Origin of the sequence: Tenacibaculum halocynthiae, from assembly GCF_964512825.1 — a bacterium.
Classification (GTDB): Bacteria; Bacteroidota; Bacteroidia; order Flavobacteriales; family Flavobacteriaceae; genus Polaribacter; species Polaribacter halocynthiae.
In genome coordinates this window covers 58,047-76,290 of the sequence record NZ_CAZELG010000012.1, presented here as the reverse complement: position 1 = coordinate 76,290, position 18,244 = coordinate 58,047, and the positions used below count along the sequence as shown (strand labels likewise).

The window sequence follows — 18,244 nt, the reverse complement described above, 5'->3', positions numbered from 1 at the left end:
TTAATTTTTTATGGTATAGTTATTGTTTAATCACAGGCTGTTTAAAACTACAAATTACTACTATTATGAAAAACAAATTATTATTTTTAATTGCTATTGTGTTAAGTGTCTCATCTTTTGCTCAAGAGAAAGAAGTTTCTGTAGAAAAGTCAATATTTGGCGTTCAAGCAGGTTTATTTGGAATTTGGGGCTACAATGAAGCGAGACTATCAAATACTATAAGTTTAAGAACAGAGTTAGGATTAAATATGGGCATTTGGGGAGGAACTTCTTATCCAAAAACAGGTTATATTTTATTTCCTACAATTTCTGTAGAACCTAGATATTATCATAATTTAAATAGAAGAACAAAACTTAATAAAAAAACAGCAAATAATAACGGTAACTATTTTAGTTTAAAAACAAGTTATAACCCTAATTTATTTACAATTTCAAATTATAATAGTTATGTACATAAGCATATTACAGTGATTCCAAAATGGGGATTAAGGAGAAGTTTTGCTAAAAATTTTGAATATGAATTTTCTGTTGGAGTAGGATATGTTTATGATTTTGATTTCAATGAAGGAGGAACTGGAGTAGACTTAGGCTTTAGAGTAGGGTATAGATTTTAAAAGAAAATACGATATGTTTTAATAACTTTACTAGTTAATAGTAAAGCTTTCTTTTTTGTATTTTAGCGTTAAATCTGTTTTTTATGAAAATACACCACATATCTCAAGAAAATTCTATTTTAAACAAGTTCTTATCAGAAATAAGAGATGTTTCAGTTCAAAAAGATGCAATGCGTTTTAGAAGAAATATTGAAAGAATAGGAGAAATATTAGGATATGAGTTAAGTAAAAAATTAGACTTTTCTTCAATAACAACAACAACACCGCTTGGTGAAAAGAAAAAAGAGATTCCGGTAAATGATGTGGTATTGTGTTCAATTTTAAGAGCAGGATTACCTCTTCATAACGGCTTGTTAAATTATTTTGATGATGCAGAAAATGCTTTTATTTCTGCTTATAGGCATCATCCAAATAATGATGAAGCATTTGAAATTGTGGTAGAGTATTTTGCTTCGCCATCTATAAACGATAAAACATTATTGTTAATTGATCCAATGCTGGCAACTGGTAAATCTTTAGTAGCAGTTCATGAAGCTATTAAAAAATATGGAAGTCCTAAAAAAATACATATTGTATCAGTTATTGGGTCATCTGATGGAGTTGATTATATAAAAAAGTATTTTCCTGATAATACAGATTTATGGATAGCAGCTATTGATGAAAATTTAAATGAAAAAGGCTACATAGTACCTGGTTTAGGTGATGCTGGCGATTTAGCATTTGGAGTTAAAATGTAAAGTTATAGAAAAAACACAGTAATTGAAGCAATTACAAATACTATAATGAAAACATCAGCAAACCATTTTTTTTGAAATATTTCTAGTCCATTAGCTAAAATAACTGATGTAGGAAATAATAAAAATAAAAATTCAATACCTGATTTGTTTGGTATTAAAACAAATACAGCTCCAGAAACAATAAGATGAAATAAAACTAAGATCCAATTTTTTCTAAAACGATTAAGAACAGCCAAAGCTTTTGGAGTTTTTAATAATATGGCGAATAATGTAAAAAAACCAATAAAAACAATAGGAAATAAATAATCGTTTTCTAAATATAAGCTAAAGTCAGAAGGAGCCTTCCAAGAAAAAAGTAGAAAAAAGTTTTCTAAAGCATTATACCAAAAACAATAGGTGAAATATAAAATAACAGGAGAGATAAATCCTAAAACAGGAGTTAATAATGTTTGATAAGTAAAGCGTTGATGTAAGTATGTTGATGCATAAAGTAATAAAGCAAAAAAGATTGTAAATGGCTCAATTATAAAAGAAATACCTAACCATAGCCCTCCGTCAAAAAGTTTATGAAAAATGTTTTTAGAAGATTGTAAGCTGTATACTTTTCTAAGAAAAAGTAAAATGGTTAAGTTGGCATAAAAAACAGAACCTACTGCAATATTATTCATAAAAAAACCTATTAAAATAGTATAAAAAAGAAAGGCATAAGAATTATCGTATGTTACTTCATTTTTAGTGATTATAAAAATGTAAATAGAAAAAAGCACGATAAATAAAAAAAGTTCTTTACCAATAGAAAAAAGCGTAATATTTTTCGAAAATAAGGTTACAAAATAGTAACTCAAAAACAGTAGAAAAAGCACTATAAAATTTACAGGCTTAGATTTGCTGAAAAAATTGGCTAACATCGATTCTTTTTATATTTTTGCAAACGTAAAGATAATCAAGTTATGTTAGGTTTAAATATTTTTAGATTAATAGGAGATTTTTTTGAATTCATATTAACACCATTTAAGTGGTTACGCTTAGAAGTGGCAAAATCAGATGCTGGTTGGTGGACTTCTAACCTTATAAACTGGGTGTTTTTGTTAGTTCTTATCGTTTTATTAGCGTATTGGATGAAAGAATCTTTACGTTTCAAAAATGAAGGAATAGAAGACAAAGCTTAATTTCTACATACATTGGGAAGTAAAAACAAATTAAAACGTTTCAAAGAAAATGATACGTTTCCTAACGTTATTCAACCTACAAGAGAAGAAGTAATAGACAACTTTCAGCACAAAGGGAAGTGGAAAAGCTTTTTTGAGAATGAAAATCCTATCGTTTTAGAATTAGGATGTGGTAAGGGTGAATACACAATAGCACTAGCTGAAAAAAATCCAGATAAAAATTTTATTGGAATTGATATTAAAGGAGCTCGATTTTGGAGAGGTGCAAAAACTGCTATTGAAAACAACATGAAAAATGTTGCTTTTATTAGAACACAAATAGAATTAATTAATTTTATTTTTGCTGAAAATGAAGTTGATGAAATATGGATAACTTTTCCAGACCCACAAATAAAATATAAACGAACAAAACATCGTTTAACAAATTCTGAATTTTTAAAGAAGTATAACCATATATTAAAGCCTGAAGGAACTATTAATTTAAAAACTGATAGTGAATTTATGCATGGTTATACATTAGGTTTATTGCATGGTGAAGGGCATGAAATATTGCATGCTAATCATGATGTATATAAAGATTATTACTCGCCAGAGGAAGTAACGGGTACTCAAACTTTTTACGAAAAACAATATTTGGAGAAAGGAAAACCAATAACATACGTCAAATTTAGGGTGAAATATTAAAAACACCTAAAAATGATTTTGTCTAACTTGGTTCTTGGTTTTGTAACATCTTACATTGGTTACATGTCTCCGAGCATGTTAAATATTACAGCAAGCAAGATAAGGTTAGAGAAAAGTAAAAATGAAGCTCATAAGTTTATTTTAGGAGTTTTATTAATTGTAGTTCTTCAATTATTTGTTTCAATTTCATTAATGTCTTTTTTGAATAAATACCCTGAACTAATTGCTTATCTTAAAAAGATTGCTGCAATAGTTTTTTTTATACTTTCAATAGTTTTCATTAAAAAAGGACTTACCAAAAAAACATCAGAAAATAGAGTATATATTGAAAATAGCTTTTCTTTAGGAATGGTACTGTCTTTAATAAATATGTTTGCCATTCCTTTTTTTATTGTAGAGTACAAATTTTTTTTAATGTATGGTTGGCTAATGAAAACGACAAGTTCAACTATTTTTTTTGGATTAGGCTCTGTATTAGGAGTGTTTTTGGTACTATCAAGTTATGTTTTTTTGGTTAATAAGTTTAAAAACAATTTGTTAAGGGTAACAAAATATTTCAATGTTTTTATTGGAATTGTAATGAGCTTAGTTGCTTTGTACTCTTTTTTAATATCGTATTTTTAAAGCATGAGCAAATCAGATAATTTTTTTGAAAGAGTGTATGATGTAGCACGTTTAATTCCTTATGGTAAAGTAACAAGTTATGGTGCAATTGCTACCTACTTAGGAGCGGCCAAATCTGCAAGAATGGTTGGGTGGGCTATGAATAACTCAAGTAATCAAAAAGAAGAAGTTCCAGCACATAGAGTAGTGAATAGAAAAGGACTTCTTACTGGAAAACATCATTTTGATGGAACAAATTTAATGCAGCAATTGTTAGAAAGCGAAGGGATTGAAGTTGTTGATAACCAAATTCAAAATTTTAAAAATGTGTTTTGGAATCCTTTAGAAGAATTGAGTTAAAATAAGATGATAAGCTATATAAATACTACTTATTGCCTTATAAATATTCCTAATTTAAAGGCTTTATTTTCTAAGGGCTAAAACGTATCTTTGTAGCTGAGATAAAATAGATATAAACAACCTGTTTAAAGCTAGTTGTATAAAGTTAATGACAAAATGAGTTTTAAAAAACAAGATATATACAAAGCGTTAGAAACAATAACTGCTCCAGGAGAAGGTAAAAGTTTAGTAGAAAACGAAAATGTAACGAATGTTGTAACTTTTGGTGAAGAGGTAATAGTAGATGTTACAATCAATAATCCATCTTTACAAGCAAAGAAGAAAATTGAAGTTGAAATCATGAAAGCAATTCATGAGCATGTAGATCAAAAGATAGACGTTAAGGTAAACGTTAAAGTTGAGGTAGCGCCTAAAGAAAACCCAAATCAAATAAGAGGAAAAGAAATTCCAAATATCCAAAACATAATAGCTATAGCTTCTGGTAAAGGTGGTGTAGGGAAGTCTACAATAACTTCTAACATGGCAGTTTCATTAGCAAAAATGGGATTTAAAGTTGGTGTTTTAGATGCGGATGTGTATGGACCTTCACAACATTTAATGTTTGATGTAGCTCAAGAAAAACCATTAGCTGTAAATGTTAAAGGGCGTTCAAAAATGAAGCCAGTTGAGAATTATGGAGTAAAGTTATTGTCTTTAGGTTTTTTTACAGACCCTAATCAAGCAGTTATTTGGAGAGGCCCAATGGCTTCAAAAGCATTAAATCAATTAATATTTGATGCAGATTGGGGAGAGCTAGATTTCTTATTAATTGATTTACCTCCAGGAACAGGAGACGTACATTTATCAATAGTTCAAGCTGTACCAATTAATGGAGCAGTTGTAGTTAGTACTCCACAAAATATTGCTTTAGCTGATGCTAAAAAAGGAGTAGCAATGTTTAAACAAGAAAGCATCAATGTACCAGTATTAGGAATTGTTGAAAACATGGCGTATTTTACACCAGCGGAATTACCTGATAATAAATATTATATTTTTGGTCAAGGAGGAGCTAAAAATTTAGCAGAAGATATAGATACAAGCTTTTTAGGAGAGATACCTTTAGTGCAAAGTATTCGTGAAGCAGGTGATGTGGGTCATCCCGTAGCGTTACAAGAAAACACACCATTAGCTGAAGCGTTTACAAACGCTACAAAAGAAATGGTTTCACAATTATTAAAAAGAAATGCAAATTTACCACCAACAGAAGTTGTTAGAATAACAACAATGAGTGGTTGTAGTACAAAATAAGTAGTTATGGCAGCAACAGAAACAAGAAATAACGTAGAGAAAGCTTTAGAAGAAATTCGTCCTTTTTTAGTAAGTGATGGAGGAAATATTAAGTTGTTATCTATTGAAGAAAATACAGTTAAAGTTCAATTAGAAGGTGCTTGTAGTGGATGTTCAGTAAATCAAATGACCTTGAAAAATGGAGTTGAAGCTACTATTAAAAAATATGCACCAGAAATTAAAGAGGTGATTAATGTAGCATAGGCTGATATAAATCAGTTTTTAATTTAAGTTTACACTGTAAATTTGAACATTTAATTATTTAAAAAATATTCCTGTCTTTATATTTTAAGACAGGAATCTCAGTATAAAAAAAGAATATTTTTGTAAAAGAAATGATACAAACAGACATATTAATTATAGGTGCAGGACCAACAGGATTATTTACGGTTTTTGAAGCAGGGCTACTAAAACTTAGATGTCACTTAATTGATGCTTTAGCACAACCAGGTGGTCAATGCTCAGAGATATATCCTAAAAAGCCAATTTATGATATTCCAGCTTACCCAGAAATATTAGCAGGTGATCTAACAGATAAATTAATGGAGCAAATTAAACAATTTGAGCCAGGGTTTACTTTAGGAGAAAGAGCAGATACTATTGAAAAACAAGATGATGGAAGCTTTATTGTTACTACAAATAAAGGAACTAAACATCAAGCACCAATAGTTGCTATTGCAGGTGGGTTAGGAAGTTTTGAACCACGTAAACCACCTATTCCAAATATAGTTGATTTTGAAGATAAGGGAGTTGAATACATTATTAAGGAGCCTGAGTTGTATCGTGATAAAAACGTAGTAATTGCTGGAGGTGGTGATTCTGCTTTAGATTGGTCAATATTCTTAACTGATATAGCTAAATCTGTAACTTTAATTCATAGAAGAAATGAATTCCGTGGAGCATTAGATTCTGTTGACAAAGTACAAGAGTTAAAAGATGCTGGAAAGTTAATGTTAATAACACCAGCTGAAGTAAAAGGAATAGTTGGTACTGATACGGTAGAAGGTGTTATAGTTGAACAAAAAGATAAAGAAGCATTTACTTTACCTACGGATCATTTCATTCCATTGTTTGGTTTATCTCCAAAATTAGGTCCTATTGCTGATTGGGGATTAGAAATTGAAAAAAATGCCATAAAAGTAAACAATGCATTAGATTATCAAACTAATATTCCTGGTATATACGCAATTGGTGATGTTAATACATATCCTGGTAAATTAAAGTTAATTTTATGCGGGTTTCATGAAGCAACATTGATGTGCCAAAGCGCTTATAAAAGAATTTTCCCAGATAAAAAATATGTAATGAAATATACTACTGTAGGTGGTGTTGATGGTTTTGATGGGACTAGAAAAGAGGCGCCTAAAGCTGTAGTTAAAAAAATTGAGTAACTCAATTAGAGTTTAAGTTTTACTTTAGATAATAATTAAATTAAAAATATGATTGCTTTAAATTTCTTAATAATTAATCCTTTTGAAAACTTGATTACAAGTTTTGATGTTTTTGTTATAAGTTCTTTATTTATTTTAATTTCTTATCTTAAATATATAGAAAAACCTATAAAAAGAAAGGAAGAGGCTACTGTTTTTGAATTAGATATTCCAATCTATAAATCTAAAGACATTCTTTTACAAGGAAAGAATAATTACTTTACAAAAGATAAAAATTCTATTTGGGTTGATTTATTTGTAATTGCTTTTGTTTTTATAGTTATTATTACTCCTTTGCATGAGTTATTAGGTATTGAATACTTTTTATAAATAACTTGTTTAAACAACACATTAAAAAAGTATCTTAAGAAAGGAAGTTGAATTTATATTAAGAGAAAAATAATTGACATTAACTGATTACATAGAACAATTAGCAAGCGATAAGCTTTTATATTTTGCATTACCAGTATTTTTTATTTCAATGTTGGTTGAATATCAATTTGCAAAAGAAAAATATCATGGTAAAGACACTGGCGTTTCGTTATTAATGATGGTTTTTTCTGCAATAATTGAATTTATTCCTAAGATTCTTGCTTTCGTAGCTTTTTTCTATTTACATGAAATAAGTCCTTTGAAAGATATCGTTCAACGTCAATGGTGGGCATGGGTTATTTTATTATTTGCAGATGATTTTGCGTATTATTGGTTTCATCGTTTAAATCACGAAGTTCGTTTATTTTGGGCTGGCCATGTACCGCATCATTCATCAATCCATATGAATTTGGGAACAGCATTGCGTCAAGGAGTTGGTGAACGTGTTCATAAGTTTTTCTTTTGGTTATGGATACCTCTTTTAGGTTTTGATCCATTAATGATGTTTATTATGATGGGAGTAAGTTTAATTTATCAGTTTTTTGTACATACAGAGTTAGTAAATAAGTTGCCTAAACCAATTGAGTTTATTTTTAATACACCATCACATCATAGAGTTCATCATGCCTCAAATATTCGTTATTTGGATTGTAATCATGCAGGAATTTTAATTATTTGGGATAGAATTTTTGGCACATTTTCTAAAGAATTAACCAATATTGATAAACCTGTATATGGATTAACAGTAAATATTGAAACATTCAACCCTATTAAAGTAGCAACTCATGAATATGGAGCAATTTGGAAGGATGTTAAGAGAGCTAGTAAGTTGAAAGATAAGCTAAATTATATTTTTAACTCACCAGGTTGGAGCCATGACGGAGAAGATAAAAGAGCAAAGACTTTGAGAAAAAAGAAAGTGAATTGTTAAAAAAAGTAAACTATGAATTTAAATGCTGATTTATTAGGAGTAATTAATTGTTTGGGATTAAGTTATAAAACGGGCTTGTCAGGTTATGATTTATTTGCTTTTTTTTTAGGGTCATGCATTGTTGTTAGTTTATTGATTTGGTATTATGGTAAAATATCAAGCTGCCAAACAATCAAGTTAAATGTAAGTGCTTCAATTTACGATTCAAAAGATATTCTTTTACAAGAAAGAACTATAGAAAGCAATTATTTAATAGGAGAGAGTACTTCAATTTGGGTTAAAGCAATCATATATGTTTTAATAGTATTAGTTGCTACAACTCCTTTATTTAAGCTTTTTGGATTACAATTATATATATAATTAATAATGGATACTCAGGATATAAAAATAAAAATTACTGATAGGGAAGGGGTTACTCATGAGGTTATTGCACCTACTGATATGGCAATGAATTTAATGGAAGTTGTTCGTTCTTATGAATTAGCTCCTGAAGGTACAATAGGTATTTGTGGAGGTATGGCAATGTGTGCATCATGTCAGTGTTATGTGAAATCTAATCATGAATTACCTGAAATGACTGATGATGAAGATGCAATGTTAGCTGAAGCTTTTGATGTAGAAGATAACAGTCGTTTAGGGTGTCAAATACAAATGACTCCTGAAATGGATGGTTTAGAAGTTGAATTAGCTCCTGAGAGCTAATTCAACTGTGTTATTGTTGGTTAAATTTAATTTTTAACTTGTTCTTTGATCTTTACTTCTTTTTTGATTGGAGGTAATCTTTTTCTTAAAAATAAAATTTGACCTAAATGACTAGATTGGTGTTCCATAATGTGAAACCAAGACCATTGATTAGATAATGTTTTTCCAGGGTTTACTTCTTTAAACCATTTATCATCTCTTTTTCGTAATTCTTCAATAGTTTTTTTTCTAACTGCATCAAATATTTCTAAGTAATAACTTATTGGTTTGCCCTTAAGTATTTCTCTACCTTTTTCATCTAAATCCATTCCAGCTTTCCATAATTCAGGTTCTTTTTCTTCAAAAACAGATTTGCCAAACGTGTATTTCTGATAATAAACTTCGGCTGCAGCTAAATGCATTACCAATGCACCAATACGATTTGCTTTAGGATCGTGTAAGTGATCAACATGTTCAAGAGGTAAGTTTTTTACTATTCGATGAACTCTAGCTTTTAAATCTTCTAGCATAGAAATCATATTGTCAATTTGAGGATTTTCAGCATCCTTTTTACCTATTTTACCATACTCGTATTCAGGAACTTTAATACCTGAACCGATGATTAATAATGATCTTTTACCAGAAACTGCATCTGAACTAGATGATAATTTAAATTCTTTTATTCGTCTAATTTTTTTCTTATTAGTAGATTCTCTCCAGCTTTTTATTTCTTGATTAGCTACTTTTTTTTCGAAATCACTATTTAGAATGCTAACTTTTTTAAATTCTCCATTTTCATCTTCTATGAACAATTTTATATTGTCAAAATAAAACTTACCATTATTAATACATAATCCCCCAAAATTTAAACTTTTAGAGTTTTTGTTCAAAGTACCCTCAATGGTGTATTCTTTCCAATTGTTATCTTTTACACCTCTATCTTGCATGTTATCAAAAAAACCTCGTTCAGAGTTTTTTGTATCTACTCTTGCCCATAAGCCTGCCCAAGCAATTTTGTCAGCAGGTTCAACTTTAATACTTCCAATTAACTTGAATTTTATTTCAGAATCAGATGTTATATCAATAGATTGTGTAAAAGAAGTCCAGCTTCTAGATATTTCTTTTTTAGATTGAGAAAAAATAGAGAAACTGAATAAAAAGAAAATAAAAAATAACTTTTTCATGGTTTTAAATAATTATGTTAAGTGAATTAAAAATTTAGGCGAAAATATAATTTTTAAAGAAAACCTTAATAGAAAAGTTAAAATATAAATAAACTATTGATTTAATTGTTTACCTCTTGGTTTTTATGAAATATCAATTGAAGTGATAATAGATAAAACTAAAAGTAGTTAGCTTAGAAGTTGAATTAGCCTCCAAGAGCTAATTCAACAGTAACATTATTATATTCTTCTTGTAAAATGGCTAACCAGTTATTAATACGATTTTGAGTTAGTTCTGGCTCATTGTCTTCATCTATAGCTAAGCCATAAAATAAATTTTCCCCTATAATTTCAGCCTTTGATTCGGTAAAATCATAGCCTTTTGTAGACCATTTTCCTATTATTTCTCCACCATTTGCAATAACAACTTTGGCTAGCATACCAACACCATCTATAAAATACTCTCCATAACCATATTGATCACCCAAACCAAAAATGGCAACTGTTTTGTTTGAAAAATCAATAGTTTTAAATTCATCAAAATAGCTTTCCCAGTCGCTTTGTAAATCCCCATCATACCATGTTGAAAGCCCCAAAATTAAAAAATCAAATTTTTCAAAATCTGACAAGCTTGCATTTGAAACTTCTATAACTTCAACATTACTAACATTCCATTCATCCACAATGTTATGAGTAATTTCTTCTGTCATACCAGTGTCTGATCCGTAAATTATTCCTATTTTATTATTCATGTTCATTGTTTTAATATGGTTAATGTATATTCTCTATTTACATAATCACCAGTTTTACTTTTTATGTTTTCTGTTTTATGTATTGTATTAGTTATCTTAAAGGGAGTGTTTTTCAACAATAATCTTATATCTTCAGTTGTATATAGTTTAAATTTTGAATTTACAAAAGGAAGTGTTTTCATAAATTCTTTTTTAGCATAAGTTAAAATGCAAACACCGTCTTTTTTTAAAACTCTTGAGATCTCTTGTAAAAAAGCTATTGGTTTTTTCCAGAAATATATTGTATTTACTGTAAAAACTTTATCTATTGAATTGTTTTCAAAAGGAAGTTTTTCCCCGTTATATAGTTGAAAAGATGCATTTATAGCGCTATCTATATTATTTGAATTAAGTATAGCTTCTTGATTCATTGTTTTAGAAATTTCTAAACCTATATAATGAATATTCAATGCTTTGTTTAGAAGGTATTTCAGATGGCCACAGTTCCCGTGGCCAATTTCTAAAACAATATCATTGTTAGCAATATTTAGAAGTTCAATAGAAGTTTTGGTCATGCTAATGTTATTAACATTCATAGAGTTTGCAATTTCTATACCTTTTGAACCATTAGGGCAACTCAATTGGTTTTCTATTTCTTTTAAATCTTCTTTTGTGAGCTTCTTTTCCATTGTATTTTTAGTTAATAGTTTCTTTTCTCCATTCGTTTATGTTCTTAATCAAAAACACATTTGCTATGACTAATAATAATAAAATTAAAATCTCAGATATATTTGAGGCTTCATATATAACAGCAGTAATAATGTGATAAACATTAAATAAGCCTAAAATAATAGCCCAGACAAATGATGTTAAGATATACCACTTTTTAGAAACTTCAATAGTTAATAACCCAAATGTAAGTGCTAGTCCTTCCATTAAAATACGCCATTGGTGGGCCCAGAATGGTGTTTCTCCTGTTGATCCTTCAATAAAGACAGACTCGTTAAAAAATACTGTTGCTAAACCGTATATATGATGAAAAATAAATCCGATAGCGATGAATATCCATAAAAGTGAAATTTTTGTTTTCATTGGTATTTGTGTATTAGTGTTAATAGTAGTTTTATTTTGAGGAGTTGTATTGTTTTTTAAAGCTTCTTCCTCTTTTAAAGCTTTTAAGTTTTTATAATCTATAGGTGCTTTAGAAAAGGCACTTTTAGTTTTAATAGTTGGTTTTATTTTAAAGTAAAACAGCAATGAAAAGAGTGCAATGAAAGTCCATAATAAATCAATACATAAAATTTCAAATTGATGATTGATGTATGTTTTCCAAACCCAATTCCCAGTTATAACACCGTTACTAATTGGGATTAAAAATCCAAGAATAGTACCAAGCAATAAAGATGTTTTGTTGGTGTAGTAATTGTCTCTTTTAAATCTGTAAAAAGCAATAAATATTAGCCAAGTAATAAAGTAAAAATAGTAGATACTAGTTTGTTTGTCAGTATAATATCCGTTGGTGAGTTTTACAAATAAAAAAGCTAACGCAGTAACGGGTAACATAGATAAACAAATGGAAAGGTAAATATGTCCAACTTTTGCAGTATATAAACGTTGACGTATAGTCATACTTTTTTTGTTACGAGCCTCAATCCATATTAAAACGCCAGTAATAATGACAAAGCAAGTGATTAATGAAAGAATGAAATAGATGATTTTGATAAATGACCCTCCATAATCACCAAAATGTAAACGTGTTAATACACGTTGAGTATCTTCATTATAATTTAAATTATTTGGATTTTTCTCTACTTCTATTTTATCAGTATAAGGGTCAAAAATTAATCTTCCTATTCCAACAAAACGATTACTCTCCTTTAATTCACCAATTATGGTATATTTCATATTTACACCACCATAATTTTTTATAAACGCTTGCGTAAGGTGAAAATCTTCCCAATGATCAGCTGTTTTTTGAACAAAAGAATTAAAACTAGGCATCTCTTCATTTGATGTTGAAACCCATTCATAGTTTTTACGTTCAGGACGTAAGTCTTCTAATAACTTATCTTGATTACCATTGTATAAAAAATTAGCAGGAAGTAATACTAAAATGCTTAACCCAAAATAGGTTCCAGTAATAGCGAAAATAAATTGAAAGGGTAAACCTATAACTCCAAGTGCTGTATGAGCATCAGTCCAAACCTTTTTTAAAATTGCTTTAGGATTAAAAGAATAAAATTTAGGAATAATTTTTTTCCAATGTACAATGACACCAGTTACAATAGCAAATAAAAAAAATAAGGAAACAAAACCGGCTAAATAAATACCTATAACAGGAAACTGTTGAAAAAAGTGAAGACGATATAGAAATTCTCCAAGGCTATATTGTTCAATATAAGATTTGGTTTCTTTTGATTTAATATCTACATAAAAATAATTAGGAACCTTTCCTTTAGTAGAAGCTAATGTGTCTTTACTTGCAGTCATATTAACAAAAATATGATCGCTTTTTTCTCCAAAATTAATGTGTAAATCTCTTCCTGTTAATTCGTGATTTTTATCTAACGAAGATAAAATATCATCGTAATTTATATTTTTTCGTTCAGTATGACTAATCGATTTTCCTTCTTCCCAGAGTTGAATCTCTTCTTTAAATAAAGCAAAAGCACCTGCAAAGAATATTATATATAAAGCAACACTAATTACAATTCCACTAATAGTGTGCGTGTTAAAAAAAACATTGTAGTTTCGATTGCTCATTATAAAAAGGGATTGTTTTGGTTACCAAAATAATATGCTATGTATAATAGCAAGGAAATGATTAAGTATAAAGCCCAAGCTTTCCATCCATTTTTAAATAGAAACGGAATAATTAAGCAAGCGCACCATACTATAAACGTACTAAAGATTGAAGTAACCATTATTTCTTTTGAATATGGTAACCATAGTGCTAAAACCATATGCAATAATGCACTGATTATATAACCACCTAAAACTCCTGCTGATACTTTAGCGAATTGTTGTGAAGGTGATTTTGTTAAATATTTAGTGTTTGCAGGCATGTTTATGATGTTAAAAACTCTATAGTTAAACTTATTATAAAAAGAAGAATGAGAAATTTATAATTTGCTTCCTTAATAGGGTTAAAAAGTATGAGTATGCTTAGAGTTAATAATAAAAGAGTTAAGTTTATTAATATACCAGTAGTTATTCCATATGTTACTGCAGAAGTAGTAAAAGAAAGTAGGACTACTATAAGGCCAATAATTTTAACTTTTAAGGCATTGTTTTTTATCAACTTCTCTAATAAATTATTATGCAAAATTGCTTCCTTAGAAGTGTTTAATAACATAAAAACACTCATAAAATTTAATAATAGTATAACTGTATTCATCTTTAAGTTATTTATGTAATTATTTAAAAAGGCATAACTCAAAGTTCAAAAACAATGAGTTATGCTCGCATTTAATAAATGACAATTCAAATTATAATAGACACAATTTATGTGAAAATTATTATTAAAATTTATATGTTAAAGTTCCTAAAAATGCTCTAGGTGCTTGCGGAGTTACCGTACTCCAACCTTTATAATATTCTTTGTCAGTTAAATTGTTTGCTTTTACACTTATTCTAAATTTATCATGCTCATAGTAAAGAGAAGCATTAAAAATGGTGTATGCTGGAAGAATAAAATCACCAGCTATAGGGTAACCAACCATAGTGTTATAATCACTAGCACCATTAACACCGAAACCTAAACCAAAGTTTTTAGCAATTCCTTCTAAGAATTTATAATCAGCCCAAAAGTTGTATGATGTTTCTGGACCAGCTTCAGCTAAACGTTTTCCAATTAAATCTGGCCTAGAAACTGATTTTGTTACTTTAGCATCATTATAGCTAAATCCACCACGAAGGTTTAAGCCCTCTATAGGATTAGCATTTAGTTCTAACTCAAAACCTTTACTATTAACAGTTCCGTCTTGTTGCTTGCTAGCACCGAATCCCATTATTTTATCTTTTACAGTAATATCATAGTAGCTAAGAGAAGCTTCTAATTTATTATTGAATAAGTTTGTTTTTACACCAAACTCTAATTGGTTAGCTTGTTCTAAATCGTATGATTGTAATTTTGTTCCAGCAGCAGGGTTAGCTACATCAATAGGTACTATTTCTGGGTTTACGTATGAGAAGCCGTTTTGATAATTAGCAAATACTGATAATTGATTCAGTATAGGTTGGTAAACAATTCCAAACTTAGGTGAAAAAGTAGATTTTGAATATGCTTTTTGATCATCAGTAGCATCGTTTGCATCACCATCATATTTGAATCTATCATAACGAACTCCTGCCATAACAGATAATTCTGGTAAAATATTTACTACGTCTGAAATATATCCACTAAGAACATCTTGATTAATATCAGTATTTGATCTTGGAACATTTGCTAAAACAGCACTAAGGCTAGCTTGATTTGTAGGCAAATTTGCGAAACCAAAAGCTGCTGGTACTGGAATTAATTGACCTTGTGGTGTTGTAACATTAATTCCTCTGAAACCAGAACTGTTATCCATAATTTGAGATTTTAAATAATCAACACCAATTACAACTCTGTTTCTAATAGTTCCTAATTTAAAATCACCAGTAAAGTTTTGTTGTAATGCTAATGTATTAGTTTCTGCATCTGTTTGTTGAGCATATAAACCGAATAAATTTGAGCGAAGATTATATAAATAAGTGTAATGTCCTTTGGATTTAGCATTACCACCAGCTATAATTGTTTGTGATGACCAATTATCAGAAACTTTATAAGCAATCTCTCCTCTGAAATTTTGAGTTGGGTTTTTAATAGAAATATCATTACTAGTTAATGATTTGTTTCTGTCGTAATTTAGTTCACCTAAATTTTTAAAAGTTAGCGCAGCTCCTCTATTTAAAAATAAAAAAGCTTGGTTAGTTTGATCAGTAGATGAAAGCTCATAGTTAAAGTTTAATGTTAACCTATTATTTACTTTATAAGAAATGGCAGGAGCTAAAAATAAAGATTTTCTAAATCCAGCATCTTGAAAACTATCTTCAGTTTGATATCCAGCATTAAATCGTAATGAAATATCCTCGTTATCTTCAAGGTTCGTGTTAAAATCAACTGTTAACTTTTTAAACCCAAAAGAACCTCCACCAACAGTAATGTTTCCTCCAGTTCCTTTGTAGGGTTTTTTAGTTACAATATTAATTAAACCACCATAAGAAGTCACAGTACTTCCAAACAAAGTAGCAGATGGTCCTTTAACAACTTCAATTCTTTCAACATTATCAGGATTAATAAATCCATTTGTTATTCCTGGTACTCCATTTACTAGTTGAGGTTGAATTGAAAAACCACGAATTGCATAATAACCTGCACCATCACCACTTCTACCAGTTGATGACCATAGTTTTTCTACACCCGTAGTGTTTTTTAGCGCCTCTTCAAAACTAATAACTGATTGAGAAATTAATAATTGATTGGTAACAGTACTGTAAACTTGAGCGTTTTCAATATTTTTTAAAGGTAATTTTGCTACATAAGCTGATTTTTTTCTCGAAAATTTATTTTTTCTATTTGTGTCTACAATTACTTCATTAAGTAATTCATTTCCTTCATAAATTGTAATTGTTAATTTTTTTGAATTTCCATCGGTTACTAAAGTCTTAGTTTTAAATCCGATATAAGAAATGACAAGTGTTTTTTCACCTCTATTGTTAGTGTTTAATTTAAAATTACCATCAATGTCTGTTTGAGTTCCATTTTTAGTTCCTTTAATTATTACGTTAACACCTATTAAAGGTTCGTTATTGTTGTCTACTACTGTTCCGCTGATAGATCCCCCTTGCGCTACAGAATGAGCCATTACTAAAAATAGTATAATGGCAGTTATTACTCCTTTCATTGTATTTATTTAGATTTAATAAAATTTAATTCAGCAAAAATATTTCATTAAAATGTAACAACAAAACTTATTTAGATTAAATTTAAATAAAAAAAACTAATGTTTTGAAATTTCGATATTTAATAGATAGAATATTCTGTATATTTGTAAGAAGAATTATAAATTATGATGGCTTGTAGTCCTTTTGAAGACTTGCTTATACTTCTAAAGTTTCTCATAAAGAGAAATCCCGAATAATAAAGTTTAAAGACAATAAAAATTTAAGTATTAATCTTTAAACTAAAATAAATATGCCTTTTTATCATAAATTAGGAAAAATTCCACCAAAGCGTCATACTCAATTTCGTAAGGAAGATGGAAGTTTGTATTACGAACAATTATTTGGAACTATTGGTTTTGACGGAATGTCTACTAATAGTTATCATGAACATAGACCAACAATGGTCAAAGAGATTCGTAAACAGTATTCAGTTGCGCCAAAAATAGCAAAAGCTAATAATATACAATCTTATCGTTTCAGAGGATTTCAAGTTCCTCCTGAAAATGATTATTTAGAAAGTAGAAAAGTTGTATTAACAAATTCAGATTGTAATATAATTTTATCAGCTCCGAAAGAGTCTACTAAAGATTACTTTTATAAAAATACAGACGCTGATGAAGTAATTTTTATTCATAAAGGTACAGGGAAACTCCGTACAATGTTAGGGAACATAGAGTTCAAATACGGAGATTACCTAGTGATTCCTAGAGGAATTATTTATAAACTAGATTTTGATGATGAAAATAATAGATTATTCATTGTAGAATCATATTCACCTGTATATACACCAAAACGTTACAGAAACTGGTTTGGTCAATTACTAGAGCATTCACCTTTTTGTGAAAGAGACTTAAGAAGGCCGGAAGAACTAGAAACGTATAATGAGTTAGGTGATTTTTTAATTAAAGTGAAAAAACAAGGAGAAATTATAGAAATGGTATATGCATCTCATCCTTTTGATGTAGTAGGTTATGATGGTTATAATTTTCCATATGCGTTCTCTATACATGACTTTGAACCAATTACTGGTAGAATTCATCAACCACCACCAGTTCATCAAACTTTTGAAACTAATGCATTTGTAATTTGTAGTTTTGTGCCACGTTTATATGATTATCATCCAAAAGCAATTCCTGCACCGTATAATCATAGTAATATAGATTCAGATGAAGTTTTATATTATGTAGATGGTGATTTTATGAGTAGGAATGATATTGATCAAGGTCATATTTCTTTGCATCCAGCGGGAATTCCTCATGGTCCACACCCAGGAGCAGCTGAAAGAAGTATTGGTCATACTGAAACTGAAGAATTAGCTGTAATGGTTGATACATTTAAACCATTACAAGTTACTGAAGAGGCAATGAAAATTGCAGATGAAGATTATTACAAATCTTGGTTAGAATAATTAGTTCAGTATTAGTGGTTGAGTATAAGGTGAATAAAACTATTTCTTTTTAACATAGGTTATAG

Annotated in this window: 22 protein-coding genes; 14 read left to right on the top strand and 8 right to left on the bottom strand. The window is 29.1% G+C overall.

Features of this window, described 5'->3' with window-relative positions; translation table 11 throughout:
* Positions 1-65 precede the first annotated feature (65 nt).
* Together ACKTTQ_RS03720 and upp are read left to right on the top strand one after the other, a co-directional pair.
* Positions 66-614 carry a hypothetical protein gene (locus ACKTTQ_RS03720; protein WP_408048438.1) on the top strand — a complete coding sequence of 183 codons (549 nt, stop codon included), beginning with the start codon at positions 66-68 and terminating at the stop codon, positions 612-614.
* A gap of 83 nt (positions 615-697) precedes the next feature.
* Positions 698-1,351 (top strand): uracil phosphoribosyltransferase, encoded by a 654-nt coding sequence (upp, locus tag ACKTTQ_RS03715; protein WP_113786157.1) that lies wholly within the window; start codon positions 698-700, stop codon positions 1,349-1,351.
* Positions 1,352-1,353: 2 nt separating this feature from the next.
* Here the strand turns inward: upp and ACKTTQ_RS03710 are convergent, their stop codons facing one another.
* Positions 1,354-2,259 carry a DUF6427 family protein gene (locus ACKTTQ_RS03710; RefSeq protein WP_408048437.1) on the bottom strand — a complete coding sequence of 302 codons (906 nt, stop codon included), beginning with the start codon at positions 2,257-2,259 and terminating at the stop codon, positions 1,354-1,356.
* A 42-nt stretch (positions 2,260-2,301) separates the two neighbouring features.
* On the opposite strand from ACKTTQ_RS03710, the gene ACKTTQ_RS03705 reads away from it, so the two are divergent.
* The 11 genes from ACKTTQ_RS03705 (at position 2,302) to ACKTTQ_RS03655 (ending at position 8,928) form a co-directional block, all read left to right on the top strand.
* Complete coding sequence (locus ACKTTQ_RS03705) at positions 2,302-2,520, top strand: DUF6341 family protein (protein WP_093869679.1); 219 nt, start codon at positions 2,302-2,304, stop codon at positions 2,518-2,520.
* A 12-nt stretch (positions 2,521-2,532) separates the two neighbouring features.
* A complete protein-coding gene (trmB, locus tag ACKTTQ_RS03700; protein WP_093869680.1) occupies positions 2,533-3,204 on the top strand; it encodes a tRNA (guanosine(46)-N7)-methyltransferase TrmB in 672 nt (223 codons plus the stop codon).
* A 12-nt stretch (positions 3,205-3,216) separates the two neighbouring features.
* Complete coding sequence (locus tag ACKTTQ_RS03695; protein ID WP_408048436.1) at positions 3,217-3,828, top strand: LysE family transporter; 612 nt, start codon at positions 3,217-3,219, stop codon at positions 3,826-3,828.
* Positions 3,829-3,831: 3 nt separating this feature from the next.
* Positions 3,832-4,167: an MGMT family protein gene (locus ACKTTQ_RS03690; RefSeq protein WP_093869682.1), complete on the top strand. Its 336-nt coding sequence runs from the start codon at positions 3,832-3,834 to the stop codon at positions 4,165-4,167.
* 156 nt (positions 4,168-4,323) lie between these two features.
* Positions 4,324-5,454, top strand: a complete 1,131-nt coding sequence (locus ACKTTQ_RS03685) for an Mrp/NBP35 family ATP-binding protein (protein WP_093869683.1) — start codon at positions 4,324-4,326, stop codon at positions 5,452-5,454.
* Between the two features lie 6 nt (positions 5,455-5,460).
* Positions 5,461-5,697, top strand: coding sequence for a NifU family protein (locus ACKTTQ_RS03680; protein WP_093869684.1), 237 nt, complete (start codon positions 5,461-5,463; stop codon positions 5,695-5,697).
* 131 nt (positions 5,698-5,828) lie between these two features.
* On the top strand, positions 5,829-6,884 hold the full coding sequence (locus ACKTTQ_RS03675) for an NAD(P)/FAD-dependent oxidoreductase (protein ID WP_093869685.1): 1,056 nt from the start codon (positions 5,829-5,831) through the stop codon (positions 6,882-6,884).
* A gap of 48 nt (positions 6,885-6,932) precedes the next feature.
* Entirely contained in the window at positions 6,933-7,253 is a 321-nt protein-coding gene (locus ACKTTQ_RS03670; RefSeq protein WP_408048435.1) for a hypothetical protein, read from the top strand.
* A 73-nt stretch (positions 7,254-7,326) separates the two neighbouring features.
* On the top strand, positions 7,327-8,226 hold the full coding sequence (locus tag ACKTTQ_RS03665) for a sterol desaturase family protein (protein WP_233487119.1): 900 nt from the start codon (positions 7,327-7,329) through the stop codon (positions 8,224-8,226).
* 12 nt (positions 8,227-8,238) lie between these two features.
* Complete coding sequence (locus tag ACKTTQ_RS03660; RefSeq protein WP_113786153.1) at positions 8,239-8,586, top strand: hypothetical protein; 348 nt, start codon at positions 8,239-8,241, stop codon at positions 8,584-8,586.
* A gap of 6 nt (positions 8,587-8,592) precedes the next feature.
* Entirely contained in the window at positions 8,593-8,928 is a 336-nt protein-coding gene (locus tag ACKTTQ_RS03655; protein WP_408048434.1) for a 2Fe-2S iron-sulfur cluster-binding family protein, read from the top strand.
* A gap of 26 nt (positions 8,929-8,954) precedes the next feature.
* Here ACKTTQ_RS03655 and ACKTTQ_RS03650 read toward each other — a convergent pair whose 3' ends face one another.
* From ACKTTQ_RS03650 to ACKTTQ_RS03620, 7 genes are all read right to left on the bottom strand, one after another.
* Positions 8,955-10,091 carry a DinB family protein gene (locus ACKTTQ_RS03650; protein ID WP_299133137.1) on the bottom strand — a complete coding sequence of 379 codons (1,137 nt, stop codon included), beginning with the start codon at positions 10,089-10,091 and terminating at the stop codon, positions 8,955-8,957.
* 185 nt (positions 10,092-10,276) lie between these two features.
* Positions 10,277-10,822 (bottom strand): flavodoxin, encoded by a 546-nt coding sequence (locus tag ACKTTQ_RS03645; protein ID WP_408048433.1) that lies wholly within the window; start codon positions 10,820-10,822, stop codon positions 10,277-10,279.
* A 2-nt stretch (positions 10,823-10,824) separates the two neighbouring features.
* A complete protein-coding gene (locus tag ACKTTQ_RS03640; protein WP_408048432.1) occupies positions 10,825-11,490 on the bottom strand; it encodes a class I SAM-dependent methyltransferase in 666 nt (221 codons plus the stop codon).
* A gap of 7 nt (positions 11,491-11,497) precedes the next feature.
* Entirely contained in the window at positions 11,498-13,564 is a 2,067-nt protein-coding gene (locus ACKTTQ_RS03635) for a PepSY-associated TM helix domain-containing protein (RefSeq protein WP_408048431.1), read from the bottom strand.
* Entirely contained in the window at positions 13,564-13,866 is a 303-nt protein-coding gene (locus tag ACKTTQ_RS03630) for a hypothetical protein (protein ID WP_093869693.1), read from the bottom strand. The genes ACKTTQ_RS03635 and ACKTTQ_RS03630 overlap by 1 nt, the downstream gene beginning before the upstream one ends.
* Positions 13,867-13,868: 2 nt before the next feature.
* Positions 13,869-14,198, bottom strand: coding sequence for a hypothetical protein (locus ACKTTQ_RS03625; RefSeq protein ID WP_093869694.1), 330 nt, complete (start codon positions 14,196-14,198; stop codon positions 13,869-13,871).
* A 124-nt stretch (positions 14,199-14,322) separates the two neighbouring features.
* Positions 14,323-16,731, bottom strand: a complete 2,409-nt coding sequence (locus ACKTTQ_RS03620) for a TonB-dependent siderophore receptor (protein WP_408048430.1) — start codon at positions 16,729-16,731, stop codon at positions 14,323-14,325.
* Positions 16,732-17,021: 290 nt separating this feature from the next.
* Between ACKTTQ_RS03620 and ACKTTQ_RS03615 the strand changes: the two genes are divergently transcribed.
* On the top strand, positions 17,022-18,179 hold the full coding sequence (locus ACKTTQ_RS03615; protein WP_093869696.1) for a homogentisate 1,2-dioxygenase: 1,158 nt from the start codon (positions 17,022-17,024) through the stop codon (positions 18,177-18,179).
* Positions 18,180-18,244: the final 65 nt, after the last annotated feature.

Coding starts and splice junctions, on each gene's coding strand:
- ACKTTQ_RS03720 (WP_408048438.1), top strand. CDS start 66: ATGAAAAACAAATTATTATTTTTAATTGCTATTGTGTTAAGTGTCTCA.
- upp (WP_113786157.1), top strand. CDS start 698: ATGAAAATACACCACATATCTCAAGAAAATTCTATTTTAAACAAGTTC.
- ACKTTQ_RS03710 (WP_408048437.1), bottom strand. CDS start 2,259: ATGTTAGCCAATTTTTTCAGCAAATCTAAGCCTGTAAATTTTATAGTG.
- ACKTTQ_RS03705 (WP_093869679.1), top strand. CDS start 2,302: ATGTTAGGTTTAAATATTTTTAGATTAATAGGAGATTTTTTTGAATTC.
- ACKTTQ_RS03695 (WP_408048436.1), top strand. CDS start 3,217: ATGATTTTGTCTAACTTGGTTCTTGGTTTTGTAACATCTTACATTGGT.
- ACKTTQ_RS03690 (WP_093869682.1), top strand. CDS start 3,832: ATGAGCAAATCAGATAATTTTTTTGAAAGAGTGTATGATGTAGCACGT.
- ACKTTQ_RS03685 (WP_093869683.1), top strand. CDS start 4,324: ATGAGTTTTAAAAAACAAGATATATACAAAGCGTTAGAAACAATAACT.
- ACKTTQ_RS03680 (WP_093869684.1), top strand. CDS start 5,461: ATGGCAGCAACAGAAACAAGAAATAACGTAGAGAAAGCTTTAGAAGAA.
- ACKTTQ_RS03675 (WP_093869685.1), top strand. CDS start 5,829: ATGATACAAACAGACATATTAATTATAGGTGCAGGACCAACAGGATTA.
- ACKTTQ_RS03670 (WP_408048435.1), top strand. CDS start 6,933: ATGATTGCTTTAAATTTCTTAATAATTAATCCTTTTGAAAACTTGATT.
- ACKTTQ_RS03660 (WP_113786153.1), top strand. CDS start 8,239: ATGAATTTAAATGCTGATTTATTAGGAGTAATTAATTGTTTGGGATTA.
- ACKTTQ_RS03655 (WP_408048434.1), top strand. CDS start 8,593: ATGGATACTCAGGATATAAAAATAAAAATTACTGATAGGGAAGGGGTT.
- ACKTTQ_RS03650 (WP_299133137.1), bottom strand. CDS start 10,091: ATGAAAAAGTTATTTTTTATTTTCTTTTTATTCAGTTTCTCTATTTTT.
- ACKTTQ_RS03645 (WP_408048433.1), bottom strand. CDS start 10,822: ATGAATAATAAAATAGGAATAATTTACGGATCAGACACTGGTATGACA.
- ACKTTQ_RS03640 (WP_408048432.1), bottom strand. CDS start 11,490: ATGGAAAAGAAGCTCACAAAAGAAGATTTAAAAGAAATAGAAAACCAA.
- ACKTTQ_RS03635 (WP_408048431.1), bottom strand. CDS start 13,564: ATGAGCAATCGAAACTACAATGTTTTTTTTAACACGCACACTATTAGT.
- ACKTTQ_RS03630 (WP_093869693.1), bottom strand. CDS start 13,866: ATGCCTGCAAACACTAAATATTTAACAAAATCACCTTCACAACAATTC.
- ACKTTQ_RS03625 (WP_093869694.1), bottom strand. CDS start 14,198: ATGAATACAGTTATACTATTATTAAATTTTATGAGTGTTTTTATGTTA.
- ACKTTQ_RS03620 (WP_408048430.1), bottom strand. CDS start 16,731: ATGAAAGGAGTAATAACTGCCATTATACTATTTTTAGTAATGGCTCAT.
- ACKTTQ_RS03615 (WP_093869696.1), top strand. CDS start 17,022: ATGCCTTTTTATCATAAATTAGGAAAAATTCCACCAAAGCGTCATACT.